Raw genomic sequence first — 17,533 nt, 5'->3', positions numbered from 1 at the left:
GCGGGTGGTCTCGTAGATGTCGTAGGTGCCGCCGTCGCTGTTGACGGTGCCCTTGTAGGTGCCGGTGGGCCGGTAGGTGCCCCAGTTGTCGACGATGTAGTACTCCACCAGCGGGTTGCGCGACCAGCCGTAGAGCGTCAGATAGGCGTTGCCGGAGGGGTTGAAGGTGCCGGAGTAGGTGACCGTCCGGCTGCTTCCGGTGCTCCAGCCCTTGCCGGCCACGAAGTTGCCGGTGTTGCTCCACTGGGTGGAGTAGTTGCCGCCGGAGCCGGTGTTCATGGTGACCGTGCCGGGGGCGTCGGTCCAGAACGAGTAGAAGTAGCCGCCGTCGGTGCCGGTGGAGTTCTGCGTGATGGTCGCGGCCTGGGCACTGCCGGCGGGCAGCAGCGCCGCCCCGACCAGCGCGGCACACGCGGCACTGATCAGCAGCTTGATCCGGCCGCTCGTCCGGCGGCTCCTGAGCAGCGGCCGGAAGCGGCCGAGCCCGCGGCGTTTCGTGGGGGGTGGGGCGTCGTTCACGTGCAAGCTTCCTCCTTCGGAAGGCTGGCTGGGAAGCCAGGAAGCGCGTTACGACCCGGCACGGCCGGTCGGTGGGCAGGGTGCGCCACCGCGCGACGGCGTCGTAAACGACGGTGGGGGGTGAACTCCCGGTCACCGAGCGGCCGGTGACCGGTGTTGTCCGGGTCGCGGCTCGTGACCCGGGTCGGCAGCGGCCGAGGCTGCCAACGGCCCATAGGTTGGCCCGCACACGACAAGTTGTCAACAGTTTTCGGAGAAGACCCGAAACTTTAACCGCCGAAGAAATGCGCACGTCAGGGCATTGGCACTGGTCATCCAAAGAAACAGGGCAGTTGAACAAGAGAGGGATCGCTGTTGAACGATCAAGAACCGGGGCTCCATGGCCACTTCTCCGGAAAAGTTCCGGAACCATTCCGGAAACTTTTCGGCGTGCAGTCGGGTCAGTCCGGGAACACCACCCGCGGACATGGCGGATGCCGCTGCCGCCGCGGATCGGTCAGCGGTCCGCGGTGCCGCGTGCGGCGTTCTCCTCACCCTGCGCCCGCGCCGCCGCGGGCCGCCGCCGGCGTGGTGGGCGGGGAGCGGGGGCCGCGGGGGCGGTGGCGAGGAAGGAGCCGGTGAGGATGGCGGCGAAGGAGACCAGGATGACGGCGGTCAGCGGCTCGGAGAGCAGCAGGACGCCCGCGGCCACGGCCACCGCCGGATTGACATAGGTGAACACCACGGCCCGGCCGGTGCCGACCTCGCGGAGCAGTTCGAAGAACAGCAGGAAGCCGAGCGCGGTGCAGACCGCGCCGAGCCCGGCGAGGGAGGCCAGCGCCTCGCCGGAGGGCACGGCCGAGGGCCGGGTGAGCCAGGCCGGGACGGCGTAGACGGCGGTGGCCACGGCCAGGCAGGCGGTGGTGAGCTGAAGCGTGGGCACCTCGCGCAGCCGGCGGGCGGCGATCAGCGGGGCGATGGTGTAGCCGAAGGCGGTCAGCAGGACCTCGCCGACCGAGAGCGCACTGCCGCCGCTCAGATGCGGGGCGGCCAGCAGGGCGACCCCGCCGAGACCGAGCAGCAGACCGGTCCAGCGGCGCGGCCCCAGCCGCTCGCCCCCGTCGCCGCTGCCGCCGCCGGTCAGCCGGGTCAGCCGGGTCAGCAGCGCGGTGAGGATGGGCACGGCGGCGATCAGCAGGCCGGTCATGGAGCTGGAGAGTTCGCGTTCCGCGTGCGAGAGCAGCGCCCAGGGGCCGACGATCTCGACCCCGGCGAAGAGCAGGACGGGCACCCAGTGGCCCCGCAGCGGGCCGAACCCGCCGGCGCGCAGCGCGAACGGCAGCAGAAGCAGCAGGCCCAGCGCGCACCGGGAGAAGACCACCATCGGCACGGAGACCTCCGCCACCGCGACCTTGATCATCAGATAGGGGATGCCCCAGACGACGCCCATCAGCGAGAACAGCGCCCAGCCGCGAGGTGACACCGCGCCCTCCGATCGCCCGTCAGCGGTGGTCCGGAAACGGACCGGGCTCAGGATGCGGGGCGGGCCCGGGCCGGGTCTTGAACGCTGTTGCGGTACGCGGCCGGGGTGACGCCCATCACCCGGCGGAACCAGCGGGTGAGATGGGCCTGGTCGGCGAAGCCGGCCAGCGCCGCGGCCTCGGCCGGGCGGTGGCCCGCGGCCAGCAGGGCACGCGCCCGGCCCACCCGGTACTGGGCCAGCCAGGCATACGGCGGCATGCCGCTGCCGCGCCGGAAGGCACGCAGCAACTGGTAGCGGGAGACGCCCAGTTCGGCGGCGAGCTCGGCCAGCGTCGGCGGGGCGAGCAGATCGGCGGCCAGCCGGTCCCTGACATGCCGCAGCAGCCGCCCGGCCGGGTCGGACAGCTCCCGCGGCGGCCGGGCCGTACCGGGCACGGCATGCCGCCGGGCCAGCGTGGCGAACAGCCACAGCAGCCGTGATTCGTGCTCCAGCGCGTCACCGGCGCCGGCGCCGCCGCCCGCCGCGCGATAGGCCCGGTGCAGCGCCACGGCCAGCGGCCCGTCCTCGATCACCGGCTGCCGGAAGTGCGGCGGCCCGGCGGCGGCCACCCCCTCGCGCAGCAGCGCCGCCGGCGGATACGCCACCCGGTAGGCGAAGCCCTCCTCCCCGGCCGGGCCACCGGTGTGCACCTCGCCGGGCTCCAGCACCACGATGCTGCCCGGCCCCGAGTACAGCCTCCCGCCGCGGTAGTCGATCACCTCCAGCCCGCCGAGCGTGACCCCGACGGCGAACTCCTCGTGCGCATGCGGCGCGTAGCGGTGCGCATGGAAGCGCGCGGCCATCAGATCCAGCGGACGCCGGCCGGCCCCCAGCACCAGCCGCGTCCACTCCGCCCGCTCCCGCGCCCGATCGCCTCCCCCGCGCTCCTCGCCCGATGGTAGGACCGGGCACCGACAGGCCGCCGGGCGGAGCGGGGCTCAGGCGGGGCTGTAGGTGAGGCAGTCAACCTCGGACTGGCGGTAGCCCACGGTGATACCGGGGGCATGGCATTCGAGGCGGTTGTTGTGACGGCAGTCGGCCATCTTGCAGGCACCGACCCGGCCGGTGGCGCCGGGCTCGCCGCCCTCGGGGCCGGTGCCGAGGAAGGTGTCGCAGTGCGGGTGGCGGCTGTCTCCCACCGTGATCGCCAAGGCGTGGCAGTCGCCCTCGCGGTTGTAGGCACACTCCTGCACGGCACAGGCGTTCACGGCGGGCATCTCGCTGGGCACGTCCATGGGGCCGAGGCTGGCAGGAGAGCGCGGCAGCGGCGCGCCGGAATGCGCCGTCCGGGTTACGTGCCAGGCTGGGAGCAGGACCAGGTCCGGCACACCACGCGTGGACGTGCGGCATTGCCCCCGCCGGGGCCGTCCGGCCCGGTCCGGCCGGCGGGCAGGCGGTGGAGAATGGGCTGGGCGGGGACCGGCACGGAAGGCGGTGATCAAGGATGGCCTGGGCATCTTGGACAACACAGGGCGTGTTCACCGGGCCCGGAGGCGTACGCACCGACGAGATGGGTGTGGTGACGGGTGACCTGACCGTCCACACCACCTGGGTCGGTGACCGCGCCGATGTGACGGTGCAGTACACGGGCGCGTCCGACTGGTTCACTCTCTCCGGCAGCCCGGTGGAGTGCCACTCGGAGGAGGCCAGCCGGGCGCTGCACCAGGCCGTGGTGGAGGTCGTGCGGGTGGGCGGCGGCCGGTCCACCCCCGCCGGCTGGGCCTCGGTGGGCTGACCGCCGCCGCCGGTCCGGGAGACCGCGTGCCGCCGCGCCGCCGCAGCGCCGGCCTGCTGCTGTTCCGGGTGACGCCAGGGAACGGCCTCGAAGTGCTGCTCGGCCACCTGGGCGGCCCCTTCTGGGCGCGCCGCGACGCCGGGGCCTGGACGGTGCCCAAGGGCGAGTACGAGCCGCCGGAGGAGGCCCGGGACGCGGCACCGCGCGAGTTCCGGGAGGAGCTGGGGGTGGAGCCCCCGGCGGGCGAACGGCTGCCGCTGGGCGAGGTGCGGCAGTCCGGCGGCAAGACGGTCACCGCCTGGGCGGTGGAGGGCGATCTCGACCCGGCCTCGGTGGTGCCGGGCACCTTCACCATGGAGTGGCCGCCCCGCTCCGGCATCTTGCGGGCCTTCCCCGAGCTGGACCGGGTGGAGTGGTTCCCGGTGGCCCGGGCCCGGGCGAAGCTGGTGCGCGCCCAGGCCGTCTTCCTCGACCGGTTGCGCGACCGGTTGCGCGACCGGTTGCGCGAGCGGCGGCCGGCCGCTGGCGAGCCGGAGCCGGGCGGCCCCGGCTAGCGCGACCGCCGGGCCGGCGGGAGCGGGACGGCGGACGCCGCCGGCCCCGGCGCGGGGGCGGCGGCGTCCCGTCACGCCGCGGGCCCGGTCAGCCGGGCAGGGAGATCTTTTCCGGCGGGGCCGGGCGGGGTTCCTCGTGCAGCCCGTAGCGGTGGTGCAGCCGGCGCAGCGGCGCCGGCGACCACCAGGCACGCCGGCCCAGCAGGCTCATGGTGGCCGGCACCAGCAGCATCCGCACCACGCTGGCGTCGATCAGCACCGCCAGCGTCAGCCCGAGCCCGATCTGCAGGATCGGCGAGAAGCCGCCGGTCATGAAGGCCGCGAAGACCACCGCCAGCAGCAGCGCCGCGCAGCTCACCACCCGGCCGGAGCGCTGCAGCCCGGCGACCACGGCCTCCCGCTCGTCCCCCGTGTCCAGCCAGGTCTCCCGCATCCGGGCCAGGATGAACAGCTCGTAGTCCATGGCCAGGCCGAAGGAGATGGCGATGATCAGCGGCGGTCCGGTGAGGGAGAGCGCACCCATCTCCTCGGCGCCGATCAGCCAGACCAGATTCCCGTCCTGGAACACCCAGGTGACCACGCCCAGCGCCGCGCCCAGGGAGAGCAGGGTGGTGGCGATGGTGCGCAGCGGGATCAGCAGCGAGCCGGTGAAGGCGAACAGCAGCAGGAAGACGGAGACCAGCACGGTGGCGACCGCCCAGGGGGCGCGGTCGGCCAGCATGGCCCGGAAGTCGACCAGCGCGGCGGCGTTGCCGGTCACCTCGACCGGCTCCGCGCCGCGCAGCTCGCGGACCTGCTCCACCAGCGCGGTCGCGGCCGGGCCGTCCACGCTGCCGGTGGGGGTGAGCTCCACCAGCAGCGTGCCGTCCGGCAGTTCCCGGCTCTCGGCCCGGGCCACGCCGGGCAGCTCCGGGAGCCGGTCCAGCAGCGCGGGGTCGGTGCCGGGACCGGCCAGCACCTCCACCGGGCGGACTCCGGTGCCCTCCGGGTAGTGCTCGGCGAGCGCATCGTAGAGCTTGCGGGCCTCGGTGTCGGTGGGCAGCTGGCGGGCGTCGCCCAGTTCGATGGTGGTGCCGGCGGCCGGCACGGCCAGTACCACCAGCCCGGCCACCACGGTGACCGCCACGGCCAGCGGGCGGCGGGCCGAGAAGCGGGCCAGGCGGGCGAAGAGATGGCCGGGCTCACGCCCCGAGCGGGTGGTCGCCGGGGCCGGGGTGATCCGGCGGCCGAAGCGGGCCAGCAGGGCCGGCAGCAGGGTGACCGCGGCCAGCATGTCCACGGCCACCACGGCGGCCACGGCCAGGCCCATGGAGCGCAGGAACGGGTTGGGGAACACCAGCAGCCCGGCCAGGCTGACGGCCACGGTCAGGCCGGAGAACAGCACGGTGCGGCCGGCCCGCACCACCGTGCGCCGCACCGCCTCCAGATGGTCCTCACCATCCCCGGCCGCCGCGCGTTCCTCGCGGTAACGGACCACGAGCAGCAGGGCGTAGTCCACCGCCAGGCCCAGGCCGAGCATGGTGGTGACCTGCACCGCGTAGACCGAGACATCGGTGACCAGGCTGAACAGGAACAGCGCCAGGAACGCCCCGGCGATGCCGCTGACCGCCACCACCAGGGGCAGACCGGCCGCGCGCAGGCCGCCGAAGACCACGATCAGCAGCAGCAGGACCAGCGGCAGCGAGATGATCTCGGCCCGGGCCACATCGCCCTGGGCGCGCTCGCCGATCTGGTCGCCGAGCAGGGCGTCGCCGCTGACCTGGACCTCGGCATCGGCCAGGCCGTCCAGTTCCCGGATGCGGTCGGCGGCCGTGGCCACCGCGTCCTCCTCGGCGCCGTCGTCCAGGGCGGCGTCGAAGCCGACGGGCAGCAGCAGCGCCTCGCCGTCCTCGGCGGCCAGACCGGGGGTGGTGTAGGGGTCGGGGACCTGGGTGACGCCCGGGATGGCGGCCAGATCGGCCACGGCGGCGGCGACGCCGGAGCGCAGCGCGGGGTCGTCCACGGCGGGTGCCACGATGACGGCGGTGAGCGAGTCCCCGGCCGGATCGAGGCCGTCGAGCCGCTCGGCGGCCTGTTCTGTCTCGCTGCCCGGGATACTGCTCACGGCGTCGTCGAGCCGCTCGAACACCCCGGTGCCGAGGCCGAATCCGAGCACCAGAAGGACCAGCCAGGCGAATATCACGGTCATCGGGCGGCGGGTCGCCACCCGGGCTAGTGCGGCGAGCATGGTGTCTCCTCGGCATTTCTCGGCGGTCTTCGCGAATGCCACACAGAGTGACGCCGCCGGGACCTGCGGCGGATCGCCCGGACGAGCGGTTTCCCGGCCTCCCCCCGGCGGGGGAGCCGGCGCCGCTCCTCCCCCTGCGGGGGGAGGCCCGGCGCCCGGTGCCGCCCTCGGCGGGCGGACGCGCGGGCGCGGGCCGCTGCCCGGCGGGCCGGCGGGCCGGCGGAGCAACGCCCGCCGGCGTGAACGGCCCGGGGCCGGGCGTACCGGGGCGCGGCGGGGCGTGCCGGGCCGGGCGGCGGCGACCGCGGAGCGGGGGTCAGGCGGGGTCGGGGGTACCGGGGGTGACCAGGCCCGCCTCGTAGGCGCAGATCACGGCCTGCACCCGGTCGCGCAGTCCGAGCTTGGTGAGCACGCTGCTGACATGCGTCTTCACCGTGTGCTCGCTGACCGTGAAGGCCGCGGCGATCTCGGCGTTGGTCAGCCCGCGGGCCAGCAGCCGCAGCGTCTCCGCCTCGCGGGCGGTGAGCACCGACAGCCGGCCGGCCGCGGCCTGCGGTGCCTGCGGCTGCGGCGCGGGCCGCTGCCGCTCCCGGCGCAGCCGGATGACGTCCGCGATCAGCCGCCGGGTCACGGTCGGGGCGAGCAGCGAATCACCGGACGCCGCCAGCCGCACCGCGTGCACCAGATCGTCCCGGCGCACATCCTTGAGCAGGAAGCCGCTGGCGCCCGCGGCCAGCGCCTCGTAGACGTACTCGTCCACGTCGAAGGTGGTGAGCATGACCACCCGGCAGTCACTGCGGGCGCACACCTGCCTGGCCGCCTCGATGCCGTCCATCACCGGCATCCGCACATCGAGCAGCAGCACATCGGGGCGGTGCTCGCCGACCGCCGCGACCGCCGCGGCGCCGTCGCCCGCCTCGGCCACCACCTCGATGTCGGGCTGGGCCTCAAGAATCATGGTGAAGCCGCTGCGGACCAGCTCCTGGTCGTCGGCGACCACCACCCGGATGCTCATCCGAATCCCTCAGCCCTTCAGCTCTCAGGCCACCGTCCGGCGCCGGCCGGCGGCCGGGAGCCGGGCCACCACCCGGAAGCCGCGGCCGTCCGGTCCCGGCCCGGTGCGCACCCGGCCGCCGCAGGCGGCGGCGCGCTCCCGGATGTTGACCAGGCCGTTGCCGCCGCCCTGCGCGGGCACCGTCCCCGCCGGGCCGCGGCCGTCGTCGGCGACGGTGAGCACCAGCATGTCGTCCTCGTCCTCCCAGTCCAGTTCCACCCGGACGGTGCGGGCACCGGCGTGCTTGACGGTGTTGGTCAGCGCCTCCTGGACCACCCGGTAGACGGCCACCTCGGTATCGGCCGGCAGCGGGCGCGGTTCGCCGCTGGTGTGCAGTTCGGTGCGCAGCCCGGTACTGCGGGTGACCTGCCGCACCAGCTCCGGCAGATCGGCCACGGTGGGCTGCGGCGCCCGCGGCGGGCCGCCGGTTCCGGGGCCGGGGCCGGGGCCGTCCGCCGCGGGGGCGGCGGCGCTGCCGTCCCCGTCCTTCAGCACGCCGAGAATACGCCGCAGCTGGGCCATGGCGTCCCGCCCGGTCCCGGCTATCGCGTCGAACGCCGCCTCGGCGCGGGCCGGGTCGCTGCGCACCACCACCGGACCGGCCTCCGCCTGCACCACCATCAGGGACACCGCATGGGCCAGGATGTCGTGCATGTCCCGGGCGATCCGGGCGCGTTCCAGGGCCGCGGCGCGGGCCACCTGGATCTCCCGCTCGCGCTCGGCCCGGCGGGCCCGGTCCTCGGCGGCCTGGGCGTATGCGTGCTTGACCCGGGTGAGCACCCCGATGCCGTACGCGCTGCCCACGCCCAGCAGGTGAAAGCCGTAGTCGATCGGGTCGGCGCCGCCCTTGACGGAGATCACGGCGGAGGTGCCGACCAGCCAGGCGACCAGGGCGAAGCGGCGCTGCCAGGGGCGGCCGGCGGCGGCCAGGGTGTAGACGATGACCAGGCCGCCGTAGAGCACATCGGGCGGCGGCTGGTGGTGGACGCCCATGCCGGTGGTGGCGGCGCCCACCGCCAGGCAGACCGCAAAGGGCGCGCGCCGCCGCCAGAGCAGCGGCAGCGCGGTGCCCGCCGCCAGCACCCAGCCCAGCGGGCTCACCGATTCCCGGCCGTCCGCCGGGAAGACGCACTGCAGCCAGGCGGCGCACAGCACGGCCACGGTCACGGCCAGGTCCAGCGCCAGGGGGTGGGGAAGACGGAGCCGGGCGGCGAGTGCGGCGGCGCGGTTCACCGCTGGAGGGAGACCCGGCGACGGAGCGAAGGGAACGGTCATCGGCGGCTCCTCGGCAGAGTTCCGGCCAGTATCCCGGCCGGCCCGCCGCACCGTCCTCGCCGGTGCGAGGGAGGTTCCGCCTCACCGGCGAGAGGGAGACGCGTGCCGCTCCAGCCGCTCCGTGCCACCCGCACCGCCCGGGGTCGCGCCGGCGCCCGCGGCTGTTGTCCGCTTCTCGCGGTCCGCGGCGGCGGTCAGCGGGCGGCGGCGTCCGCGGCGAGTGCGTCCCGGGCCGCCATCAGGGCGAAGCCGAGCAGATTGAGGCCGCGCCAGCGTGCCGGACTGCCCGCCCGCTCGTCGTCCGCGGCCAGGCCGATGCCCCAGATCCGGTCCAGCGGGCTGGCCTCCACCAGCACCCGCTCCCGGGTGGCCAGCAGATACTCGCGCAGCTCCGGGCGGGCGGCGAACTTGGCCGCGTTGCCCCGCGCCACGATGCCGGACCGGTGCTGCCGCCAGACGGCTTCGTCGAAGCCGCGGACCAGCCGGCCCAGCTTCTGCGCCTCGGCCGGATGCCCGGCCGCGAGAATCCGCCCGGCGGTCTCCTCGTCGCCGAACAGCCACGCCTTGTGGGCCATCATGTAGTGCTCCGCGGAGCGGTAGACCCGCCCGTCCCCGGCCGTGAACTCCTCCGGCCACCACTGGCTCAGGCAGCCCGGGCCGATCCCCCCGTCCCCGCCGTCCCCGGCCGGCTGCCCGTGGCGCCAGAAGAAGACGAAGCGCAGCCGCTGCCCGGCCGTCTCGGCGGCCACGGCGTCGGCGAGACTGCGCGGCAGCGCCGCTGCGGAGCGTGGGGTACCGGCCATGACCGGCAGCCTGGCATGCGTCCGGCCGGACGGGCCAGCGGTTTCCGCGCCCGGCGCCCGCGCGCGGCCCGGCCCGGCCGCTCCTACGCTTGAGGCATGGCTGGATCCGCGGCCCGGGGCACGGTGGGGCTGGCGCTGTGCGGCGATGTGATGCTCGGCCGCGGCATCGACCAGATCCTGCCCCACCCCGGCGATCCGGCACTGCGGGAGCCGTATGTGCGGGACGCCCGCGGCTATGTCGCGCTGGCCGAGGACGCCGCCGGCGTCCAGGTGCCGCACCCGGCCCCGCCGGAATGGCCCTGGGGCGAGGCGCTGCGCGCCATGGACGAGCAGGCACCGGACGCGGTGCGGCTGCTGAATCTGGAAACGTCCGTCACCACCAGCGCGGACTTCGAGCCCGGCAAGGGCATCCACTACCGCATGCACCCGGCCAACCTGCCCTGCCTGGCCGCGGCCCGCCCCGACGTCTGCGTGCTGGCCAACAACCATGTGCTGGACTTCGGCCGCCGCGGGCTGGCCGAGACCCTGGAGGCGCTGGCGGGCGCCGGGCTGCGCACGGCCGGCGCGGGCCGGGACGCGGACCGGGCCGGCCGGCCCGCCGCCGTCCCGCTGCCCGCCGACGGCGGCACGCCGCGGGGGCAGCGGGGGCAGCGGGGCCGGGTGCTGGTGTTCGCGCTGGCCATGCCGTCCGCGGGGGTGCCGCTGGAGTGGGGCGCCACGGCGCGCCGGGCGGGGGTGGACTTCCTGCCCGGCCCGTCGGCACAGGCCGCGGACGTCCTGGCGCACCGCATCGGGCAGGCCCGGCGGCCCGGCGATCTGGTGGTGGTCTCGCTGCACTGGGGGTCCAACTGGGGGTGGGAGATCCCGCCGGATCATGTGACCTTCGCGCACGCCCTGATCGACGGCGGCGCCGATGTCGTCCACGGCCACTCCTCGCACCACCCCCGCCCGCCGGAGGTGTACCGGGGAAAGCTGGTGCTCTACGGCTGCGGCGATCTGGTCAACGACTACGAGGGCATCGCGGGCTACGAGGAGTTCCGGGACGATCTGCGGCTGTGCCATCTGGCCCGGCTGGAGCCGGACACCGGGCGGCTCGCCGAACTGCGCATGGTGCCGCTGCGCGCCCGCGGCCTGCGCCTGGAGCACGCCTCGGGCGGTGAGACGGAGTGGCTGCGCCGGACCCTCACCGCCGCCGCCCGCCCCTTCGGCACCCACCTCTCCACCGACAAGGACGGCAACCTCGCCCTGCACCGTTGACAGCGGCAGCACCGCCCGCCTGCTCCGGCTGCTCCTCCGGCGGCCGGTTGTACGCGTCCAGCGTCGCCTTCGCGGTGGAGGCGTCCCGGAACACCGGCTCCCACGGCCCGGTGTTCACGTCGAAGTCCTTGCCGATCCCGACCCACTTCCCGGCCATCCGCCGCCCGGTCGGCTCCACCAGGAGCTGTACGGCGCCGTGATAGCGGGCCCCCTGGTAGTAGCCGTCCGGCGCGGTCTGCTCCGACCAGGTGCCCGTCAGTACGTTCCCGTCGGCCTCCAGGTCCATCGACAGCGGGGAGCCGGAGGAGCCGGGCAGGCTGCGGACCGTCAGCCGACCGCCGTGCTGAAGGATCACCACGTAGTGCAGTCCGGTGCGGGTGTTCTCACGGCTTGAGCTGTAGTACTCGTACCGGGAGAGCCACACCCCGGAGAAGCTGCCGCGCCCGGCCGCGGCCGCGGTTCCGGGCCGGCCGCCGGCGGCCGGCACACCGTCGGCGGAGGGGGCGACATCGTGCCCGCCATGGCCGTCGCCGGAGACACGGGCCATCGGCACCGGAGAGGCGAAGCCCAACGCCTCGATCGGCCGCCCGGTGACGCGTTCCAGAGCCCGGGCGTACATCGGGCGATCCACCACACCTCCCGCGTCGGACCCGCAGCAGCTACAGATCGTCGGGCAGGAGACGGAAGGCGTGAGTGCCGGTGAGCGGGGTGATGGCTCTGAAGTCTCGGCGGTCGAGCGTCAGGATGGTCTCGGTGTCGTATGCCTCGGCCAGGACGACGTTCACCGCGTCGGTCAGATCGAGTCGCAGGGCCGCGTAGCGGTTCTGGACTGCTCGGGCCTTGCGCAGGGTGACGGCGGACAACTCGGGAATGGCCACGCGCCCGGTACGTTCCTGCGACAGGAGCCAGTCGTTCACCGAGTGGGCCGCCCGGCGGTCGACGTTGCGAGTGGCGATGTGTTCGATCTCCAAGATCACCAGAGGTGAGACTACGGTGAGCGCGGCCTGACGCATGGCGGTGCGGGCGGGCTCGTGCTCGGCGTCCGAGACATTGAGGGCGGCGACCAGACCGGAGGTGTCGCCGATGACGATCACTCGGCGTCCGCCACGCCGTCCGAGACCGCTCGGTCGATCTCCTCGGCGGTGACCGGACCACCGAAGTCCAGGCGGGGAATGTCCCAGTCCTCGCTCCAGCGCCGGGTGCGCAGAGCCGCGATGTGGAACGCCTCCCGGAAGTACTCCGACTCCGGCCGGCCCTCGCGCGCCGCGGCCTCCTTGATCAGAGCCAGATCCTCTTCGTCGACCATGACGGTCGTCTTCTTCAAAGCCATATGGTTATGGTACCTCAGCCATATAGGCGCCACTTGTCGCTGACGAGCCAGACCGTCCGTCAGTAACCCCCGACCAACCCGGTTACACCACTCGTTTGACCCGGCACGGGGTCTGGCGCCCTCAGGGGTGGGTGGGGTGGGGGAGGGCGAGGCGGCCGTGGGCGACGACGGCGGTCCGGTGGGCCAGTCCGGCGGCCAGCGGCAGATCGTGGGTGATCAGCACCAGGGCGGTGGGCGGGGTTGTGGCGGTGCCGGTGGTGAGTCCGGTCAGCAGGGTGCGGATGGCCTGCCGGTTGGCGGGGTCGAGTCCGGAGGTGATCTCGTCGCAGAGCAGCACCCGGGGCCGGGCCAGCAGTGCGCGGGCGAGCGCGGCGCGCTGGAGTTCGCCGCCGGAGAGCCCGGCGGGGGTGCGGGCGGCGGTTGCGGCGTCCAGGCCCAGGGTGGTGAGGAGGGCTCCGGCCTCGTCGAGGGCCGCGTCCGGGGCGGCGCCGCGCAGCCGCACGGCGGTGCGGGCGACCTGCTCCCGCACCGGCCGGTATTCGTCGAACGAGGCACGGGCGTCCTGGAACACGTACTGCACGGCGGCGAGCTGGCCGCGGGTGCGGTCGCGCAGGCTGGGCGGCAGCGGCTGTCCGTCCAGCAGCAGCCGGCCTGACCAGCGGCGGTGCAGTCCGGCCAGGCAGCGGGCCAGGGTGGTCTTGCCGGAGCCGGAGGCGCCGATCAGGGCCAGGCACTCGCCCGGCCGCACGGTGAGCGCGACCTCCCGCAGCGTCACCGTCCCGGCGCGGCCGGGCCGCCGCTTTCCGCCGCCGTGCCATGCCGTGAGCCCGGCGGCCTCCAGCACCACGTCCCCGTCCGGCTCCGCGCCCGGACCGGCGGGACCGGCAGGACCAGCGGGACCGGCGGGAGCGGAGGCGGCCGTACCCGAGGCCGTCGGCCCGCCGGCAGCCGAGGCGGCGGTGACGGGGGGTGGTGCGGCCATGGCCGGTACCGGGGACGGGGCGAGCGGGGCGGCTGTCCACAGGCTGTGTACGGCGGGGAGGACCCGGCCCGCCGGTCCGGCCTCCGCCACCCGGCCGTCGCGCAGCGCCACCACCTCGTCGGCGAGTTCCCGCACCACCTCCAGGTCGTGGCTGAGCAGCACCAGCGCGATGCCGCGGTCCAGCACCGTCCGCAGCTCGGCCGTCACCCGCCGCTTGGTGTCCGGGTCCTGGCCCGTGGTCGGTTCGTCCGCGACCACCACCGGCGCCCCGGAGAGCAGCGCCTGGGCCAGCACCGCCCGCTGCTGCTGCCCGCCGGACAACTGGTGCGGATGGCGGCGCAGCACCAGCTCCGGATCCGGCAACTGGGCCGCGCGCAGCGCCTGACGCACCGCCGCCGCCCGGTCCGCCCGCCGCCGCGGGCCGCTGCCGTGGCGCTGCCGGGCGATGTCGCCGAGCAGCGCGCCCGCCCGCCGGGCCGGGTTGAGCGCCGCCGCCGGGCTCTGCGGGATGTACGCGGCGCGCCCGCCGGTCACCCGTACCGTGCCGGAGACCGCCGCCCCGTCCGGGTACTCGCCGAGCAGCGCCAGCCCGGTGGTGCTCTTGCCGCTGCCGGACGGGCCGATCAGCGCGGTGCAGCGGCCGGGCAGCGCGGTCAGCGAGACGCCGTCCACCAGGGCCCGGCCGGCCACCTCGACCCGCAGCCGGTCGATGCGCGCCGCGGGCGGGATCGTTTCGCGGTTCACGAGGTGACCGTCCTTCCGGGGGCCGCCGGGCCGCCGCGGCGGGCGGACAGCGCGGCGTCGGCGAGCAGATTGGTGCCGGTGGTCAGCGCCACGATCAGCAGGGCGGGGACCACCACCGCCCACGGCTGGATGAACAGCCCGGTGCGGTTGTGGTCCACCATCACCGCCCAGTCGGCGGCGTCCGGGGCCACCCCGACCCCCAGAAAGGCGGCCGTGGCGATCAGATACAGCGCGCCGGTCAGCCGCACGCCCGCGTCCGCCGCCAGGGTGCGCAGCATGGAGCGGCCGACATAGCCGATCGCCATCCGCCACCAGCTCTCCCCCTGGAGCCGCATCGCCTCCACGGCCGGCCGTCCCGCCGCCTCCGTCGCCCCGGCGCGCACGATCCGCACGGTGTCCGGCACATTGACCGCCGCCACGATCAGGGCCAGCCCGGCGGCGCCGGGGGTGAACAGCGCGGCGGTCATCAGCAGCAGAAGCAGCGACGGCACGGCCAGCACCACGTCCAGCGGGCGCAGCAGCGCCTCCTCCAGCCAGGTCCGGTGGGTGAGCGCGGCGGCCAGGCCGATCGGCAGCGCGGCCAGATACGCCAGCACGGTGGCGGCCAGGGCGGTCAGCAGCACCGAGCGCCCGCCGAGCAGCACCTGCCGCCACACGTCCCGGCCGGTGAAGTCGGTGCCCAGCCAGTGGCCGTCGCCCAGGGTGAAGGAGACGCCGCGCGGGCCGGGTTCGCCGGCCAGCCAGGGCCCGGCCAGGGCCAGCAGCAGCGGCACGGTCAGCAGCGCCGCGCCCAGCACCGCCTGTCCGCGTCCCGTCCGCCGCGCGGCGGCCCGGGGCTTCATGCGGCGGCTCCGGTGCGCGGCGCGAAGTGCCGGGCGACCAGGTCGGCGCCCAGGTTGAGCAGCACGGTGAGGGTGCCGAACACCACGGCCAGGCCCTGGATCACCGGGATGTCGCGGGCCGCCACCGCGTCCATCAGGATGGTGCCCAGCCCCTGGATCACAAACAGGGTCTCCACCACGATCACCCCGCCCAGCAGCCAGTCCAGGGTGCGGGCGAGCTGCTGGGCCGCCGGGGCGAGGGCGTTGGGCAGCGCGTGCGCCCAGCGGACGCGCCCGGCGGGCACGCCGTAGCGGCGGGCCTGCGCGCTGTACGGGGCGGCCAGCGCGTCGATCATCCCGGCCCGCACCAGGCGGCTGATGGAGCACACCGGCCGGGCCAGCAGCACCAGCACCGGCAGCACCAGCACGGCCGGCTCGGCCAGCGGGTCGGAGCCGTGGCCGACCGCGGTGGGCGGCAGCCGGCCCAGTTGCAGCGCGAACACCACCACCAGCAGCACGCCGAGCGCGAACTCCGGCACGGCGTAGACGGCCAGGGTGGCCGTGGAGATCAGCCGGTCGGTCCGGCCGCCCTCGCGGCGGGCGGCCAGCACGCCCAGCCCGACCGCGACCGGCACCAGCAGTGCCATGGTCAGCGCGGCCAGCACCAGGGTGGGGCCGAGTCCGGCGGTGAGATAGCCGGTGACCGGGCGGCCGGAGACCAGGGAGGTGCCCAGGTCGCCGGTGAGCAGTCCGGCGGCCCACTGCGCGAGGCGTTCGGCGGCCGGCTCGTCCAGATTCATGGTCTCGCGGATGCGTGCGATGCGTTCGGGGTCGGGGTGGTCCCCGGCGAGTGCGACGGCCGCGTCGCCGGGGAGGGCCTCGGTGAGGAGGAAGACCAGCGCCAGCACACCGGCGATCTGGAGCACCCCGACGGACAGCCGCCGCACCAGCCAGGCGCGGCGGTCGCTCATGTCCTTGGTTCTCTGCCGGTTCTCTGCCCGCTCACCCCTCGGCCAGCCAGACCCGGTCGAACCGGGCCCAGTCCAGGGTGTTGGCCGGGGCGTCCCCGGCGATGCCCCGCACGGAGTTCGCCGCGCCCAGAATCCAGTCGGCGAATCCCCAGATCAGGAAGCCGCCCTCGGCGTGCAGCCGGCGCTGCATCCGCTCGTAGAGCGCGGCCCGCTCGGTCTCGTCGCGGGTGGCCTGGGCCTGCTGGTAGAGGTCGTCGAAGTCGGCGTGGCGCCACTGGGTGGCGTTGGTGGGCGAGTCGGTGAGCAGCCGCTGCGAGATGTGCGACTCGATGGGCATGGTGCCGGAGCGGGTGCAGGAGAACATGCCGCCGTCCAGGGTGTCCGACCAGTAGGTCTCGGCGTTGCCGACCTTCACCTCGACGGTGACGCCGGCCTGCGCGGCCTGGGTCTTGAAGATCTCGGCGGCCTCGACAAAGCCGGTGGCGACCGGGGAGGTGTCCAGGGTGACGGTCAGTCCGGTGCCGTTGTCCGGGTCGTGGCCGGCTTCGCGGAGCAGGGCGCGGGCCCGGTCGAGGTCCTGCTCGCGCTGCGGGATGGCGTCGGCGTAGTACTGGTAGCCCTTGCCGAAGAGGTCGTTGCCGATTTCTCCGGCGCCGGAGAGGGCGCCGTCGATGAGTTCCTGCCGGTCGGCGATCAGGAAGAACGCCTCGCGGACCCGCTTGTCGTCGAAGGGGGCGCGGTCGGTCTTGAGGACGAAGCCCTGCATGGCGCTGTTGGCCAGCCGGATGATCTGTATCCGGCCGCCGGTCTCGTGGGCGCGGGCGGTGGCCGGGTTGAGTTCGTGGGCGTATTCGACCTGGCCGCCGAGGAGCGCGTTGATCCGGGCGGATTCCTCGTCGGCGATGACGAATTCCAGCTCGTCCAGGTGCGGGGCGCCCTCCCAGTAGTCGTCGAAGCGGGAGACCAGCAGGGATTCGCCGGGGGTGAAGGAGACGAAGCGGAACGGGCCGCAGCCGACCGGCTCGGTGAAGTCGGCGGCCGAGTCCTGGACGATGTAGGCGCCGAACGCGGCCATGACATTGGGGAAATCGGCGTAGGGGCGCTTGAGCTGGAAGACCACGGTGCGGTCGTCGGGCGCCTCGCTGGCCTGGAGGTCGATGGGCTCCAGCGCGGCCTTGGCGCGGAACGCCTGGCCGGGGTCGGCGATGCGGCGGTAGCTGTACAGCACATCGGCGGCGGTGACCGGCTTGCCGTCGTGCCAGAGGGCGTCGCGCAGGGTGATGGTCCAGCGGTCCAGGGCGTCGTTGGGTTCCCATCGTTCGGCGAGGCGGGGCTGGGCGGACATGTCGGAGCCGAACTCGGCGAGCTTGTCGAACAGGGCCTTGGCGCGGGCGGCGTCGGCGAAGAGGTTGGTCAGGTGGGGGTCGAGGGTTTCGCCCGCGCCGCCGCCGGCGAAGGCGGCGCGCAGCTTGCCGCCGCTGCGCGGCGTGGCGTCGCCGCCCTCGCCCGATCCGCCGGTGCCGCCGGAGGCCGAGCCGCCGGAGCCGGAGCCGCCGCAGGCGGCGAGGGCCAGGGCGGCGGCCGTGCCGCCGCCCGCCGCGAGGACGGTACGTCTGCTGGTTCCCGTGGTGCGCATGCTGGTCTTCCTGTTCTTACTGGTTCCTGGTGGTTCGGGTTGCTGCTGGTGGTCTCTGGTGAACTCTGGCAGTCTTTGATGATTTCCGGTGATTCCGGTGATTTCTGCGGGGACGGCCGGGGTG

At 74.7% G+C, this 17,533-nt stretch carries 17 protein-coding genes and 1 pseudogene; 3 read left to right on the top strand and 15 right to left on the bottom strand.

What is annotated here, in order from left to right:
• From BM242_RS27555 to BM242_RS27540, 4 genes are all read right to left on the bottom strand, one after another.
• Positions 1–465 (bottom strand): glycoside hydrolase family 11 protein (locus BM242_RS27555; RefSeq protein ID WP_281254726.1); only part of this gene is annotated, 465 nt, incomplete at its 3' end.
• A 550-nt stretch (positions 466–1,015) separates the two neighbouring features.
• On the bottom strand, positions 1,016–1,981 hold the full coding sequence (locus tag BM242_RS27550) for a DMT family transporter (RefSeq protein WP_093841670.1): 966 nt from the start codon (positions 1,979–1,981) through the stop codon (positions 1,016–1,018).
• Between the two features lie 47 nt (positions 1,982–2,028).
• Positions 2,029–2,823, bottom strand: a complete 795-nt coding sequence (locus BM242_RS27545; RefSeq protein ID WP_093841678.1) for an AraC family transcriptional regulator — start codon at positions 2,821–2,823, stop codon at positions 2,029–2,031.
• Positions 2,824–2,958: 135 nt separating this feature from the next.
• On the bottom strand, positions 2,959–3,255 hold the full coding sequence (locus BM242_RS27540) for a DUF1540 domain-containing protein (RefSeq protein WP_093841669.1): 297 nt from the start codon (positions 3,253–3,255) through the stop codon (positions 2,959–2,961).
• 209 nt (positions 3,256–3,464) lie between these two features.
• Between BM242_RS27540 and BM242_RS27535 the strand changes: the two genes are divergently transcribed.
• Together BM242_RS27535 and BM242_RS27530 are read left to right on the top strand one after the other, a co-directional pair.
• Positions 3,465–3,755: a hypothetical protein gene (locus tag BM242_RS27535; RefSeq protein ID WP_093841668.1), complete on the top strand. Its 291-nt coding sequence runs from the start codon at positions 3,465–3,467 to the stop codon at positions 3,753–3,755.
• Positions 3,756–3,781: 26 nt separating this feature from the next.
• Positions 3,782–4,309 carry an NUDIX hydrolase gene (locus BM242_RS27530; RefSeq protein WP_093841667.1) on the top strand — a complete coding sequence of 176 codons (528 nt, stop codon included), beginning with the start codon at positions 3,782–3,784 and terminating at the stop codon, positions 4,307–4,309.
• An 88-nt stretch (positions 4,310–4,397) separates the two neighbouring features.
• Here BM242_RS27530 and BM242_RS27525 read toward each other — a convergent pair whose 3' ends face one another.
• The 4 genes from BM242_RS27525 to BM242_RS27510 form a co-directional block, all read right to left on the bottom strand.
• Positions 4,398–6,536 carry an MMPL family transporter gene (locus tag BM242_RS27525; protein WP_093841666.1) on the bottom strand — a complete coding sequence of 713 codons (2,139 nt, stop codon included), beginning with the start codon at positions 6,534–6,536 and terminating at the stop codon, positions 4,398–4,400.
• Positions 6,537–6,852: 316 nt separating this feature from the next.
• Positions 6,853–7,551, bottom strand: coding sequence for a response regulator (locus BM242_RS27520; protein ID WP_093841665.1), 699 nt, complete (start codon positions 7,549–7,551; stop codon positions 6,853–6,855).
• A 24-nt stretch (positions 7,552–7,575) separates the two neighbouring features.
• On the bottom strand, positions 7,576–8,865 hold the full coding sequence (locus tag BM242_RS27515) for a sensor histidine kinase (RefSeq protein WP_093841664.1): 1,290 nt from the start codon (positions 8,863–8,865) through the stop codon (positions 7,576–7,578).
• Positions 8,866–9,059: 194 nt separating this feature from the next.
• Positions 9,060–9,668 (bottom strand): riboflavin biosynthesis intermediates N-glycosidase, encoded by a 609-nt coding sequence (locus tag BM242_RS27510; RefSeq protein ID WP_093841663.1) that lies wholly within the window; start codon positions 9,666–9,668, stop codon positions 9,060–9,062.
• Between the two features lie 96 nt (positions 9,669–9,764).
• On the opposite strand from BM242_RS27510, the gene BM242_RS27505 reads away from it, so the two are divergent.
• Positions 9,765–10,925, top strand: a complete 1,161-nt coding sequence (locus BM242_RS27505) for a CapA family protein (RefSeq protein WP_093841662.1) — start codon at positions 9,765–9,767, stop codon at positions 10,923–10,925.
• Between the two features lie 34 nt (positions 10,926–10,959).
• Here BM242_RS27505 and BM242_RS27500 read toward each other — a convergent pair.
• The 7 genes and pseudogenes from BM242_RS27500 to BM242_RS27470 form a co-directional block, all read right to left on the bottom strand.
• Positions 10,960–11,550, bottom strand: a pseudogene (locus BM242_RS27500) (XRE family transcriptional regulator); the annotation flags it as partial.
• 34 nt (positions 11,551–11,584) lie between these two features.
• Positions 11,585–12,019: a PIN domain-containing protein gene (locus tag BM242_RS27495; RefSeq protein WP_093841661.1), complete on the bottom strand. Its 435-nt coding sequence runs from the start codon at positions 12,017–12,019 to the stop codon at positions 11,585–11,587.
• Positions 12,016–12,255 (bottom strand): ribbon-helix-helix protein, CopG family, encoded by a 240-nt coding sequence (locus BM242_RS27490; protein WP_093841660.1) that lies wholly within the window; start codon positions 12,253–12,255, stop codon positions 12,016–12,018. Before BM242_RS27490 ends, BM242_RS27495 begins: the two co-directional genes overlap by 4 nt.
• A gap of 121 nt (positions 12,256–12,376) precedes the next feature.
• Positions 12,377–13,981 carry an ABC transporter ATP-binding protein gene (locus BM242_RS27485; RefSeq protein ID WP_245834567.1) on the bottom strand — a complete coding sequence of 535 codons (1,605 nt, stop codon included), beginning with the start codon at positions 13,979–13,981 and terminating at the stop codon, positions 12,377–12,379.
• A complete protein-coding gene (locus tag BM242_RS27480; RefSeq protein ID WP_093841659.1) occupies positions 13,978–14,823 on the bottom strand; it encodes an ABC transporter permease in 846 nt (281 codons plus the stop codon). The genes BM242_RS27485 and BM242_RS27480 overlap by 4 nt, the downstream gene beginning before the upstream one ends.
• Positions 14,820–15,773: an ABC transporter permease gene (locus BM242_RS27475; RefSeq protein ID WP_093841658.1), complete on the bottom strand. Its 954-nt coding sequence runs from the start codon at positions 15,771–15,773 to the stop codon at positions 14,820–14,822. The genes BM242_RS27480 and BM242_RS27475 overlap by 4 nt, the downstream gene beginning before the upstream one ends.
• Positions 15,774–15,804: 31 nt before the next feature.
• Positions 15,805–17,409 carry an ABC transporter substrate-binding protein gene (locus BM242_RS27470; RefSeq protein WP_093841657.1) on the bottom strand — a complete coding sequence of 535 codons (1,605 nt, stop codon included), beginning with the start codon at positions 17,407–17,409 and terminating at the stop codon, positions 15,805–15,807.
• Positions 17,410–17,533 lie beyond the last annotated feature (124 nt).

It is taken from the genome of Streptomyces aidingensis (genome assembly GCF_900112355.1).
Taxonomy (GTDB): domain Bacteria; phylum Actinomycetota; class Actinomycetes; order Streptomycetales; family Streptomycetaceae; genus Streptomyces; species Streptomyces aidingensis.
This window is presented reverse-complemented; position numbering and strand designations above follow the sequence as displayed.

Bases quoted from the DNA above. Each gene is read 5' to 3' on its own strand.
- BM242_RS27470 (WP_093841657.1), bottom strand. From the start codon at position 17,409: ATGCGCACCACGGGAACCAGCAGACGTACCGTCCTCGCGGCGGGCGGC.
- BM242_RS27540 (WP_093841669.1), bottom strand. From the start codon at position 3,255: ATGGACGTGCCCAGCGAGATGCCCGCCGTGAACGCCTGTGCCGTGCAG.
- BM242_RS27515 (WP_093841664.1), bottom strand. From the start codon at position 8,865: ATGACCGTTCCCTTCGCTCCGTCGCCGGGTCTCCCTCCAGCGGTGAAC.
- BM242_RS27505 (WP_093841662.1), top strand. From the start codon at position 9,765: ATGGCTGGATCCGCGGCCCGGGGCACGGTGGGGCTGGCGCTGTGCGGC.
- BM242_RS27480 (WP_093841659.1), bottom strand. From the start codon at position 14,823: ATGAAGCCCCGGGCCGCCGCGCGGCGGACGGGACGCGGACAGGCGGTG.
- BM242_RS27545 (WP_093841678.1), bottom strand. From the start codon at position 2,823: ATGGCCGCGCGCTTCCATGCGCACCGCTACGCGCCGCATGCGCACGAG.
- BM242_RS27510 (WP_093841663.1), bottom strand. From the start codon at position 9,668: ATGGCCGGTACCCCACGCTCCGCAGCGGCGCTGCCGCGCAGTCTCGCC.
- BM242_RS27520 (WP_093841665.1), bottom strand. From the start codon at position 7,551: ATGAGCATCCGGGTGGTGGTCGCCGACGACCAGGAGCTGGTCCGCAGC.
- BM242_RS27490 (WP_093841660.1), bottom strand. From the start codon at position 12,255: ATGGCTTTGAAGAAGACGACCGTCATGGTCGACGAAGAGGATCTGGCT.
- BM242_RS27475 (WP_093841658.1), bottom strand. From the start codon at position 15,773: ATGAGCGACCGCCGCGCCTGGCTGGTGCGGCGGCTGTCCGTCGGGGTG.
- BM242_RS27525 (WP_093841666.1), bottom strand. From the start codon at position 6,536: ATGCTCGCCGCACTAGCCCGGGTGGCGACCCGCCGCCCGATGACCGTG.
- BM242_RS27535 (WP_093841668.1), top strand. From the start codon at position 3,465: ATGGCCTGGGCATCTTGGACAACACAGGGCGTGTTCACCGGGCCCGGA.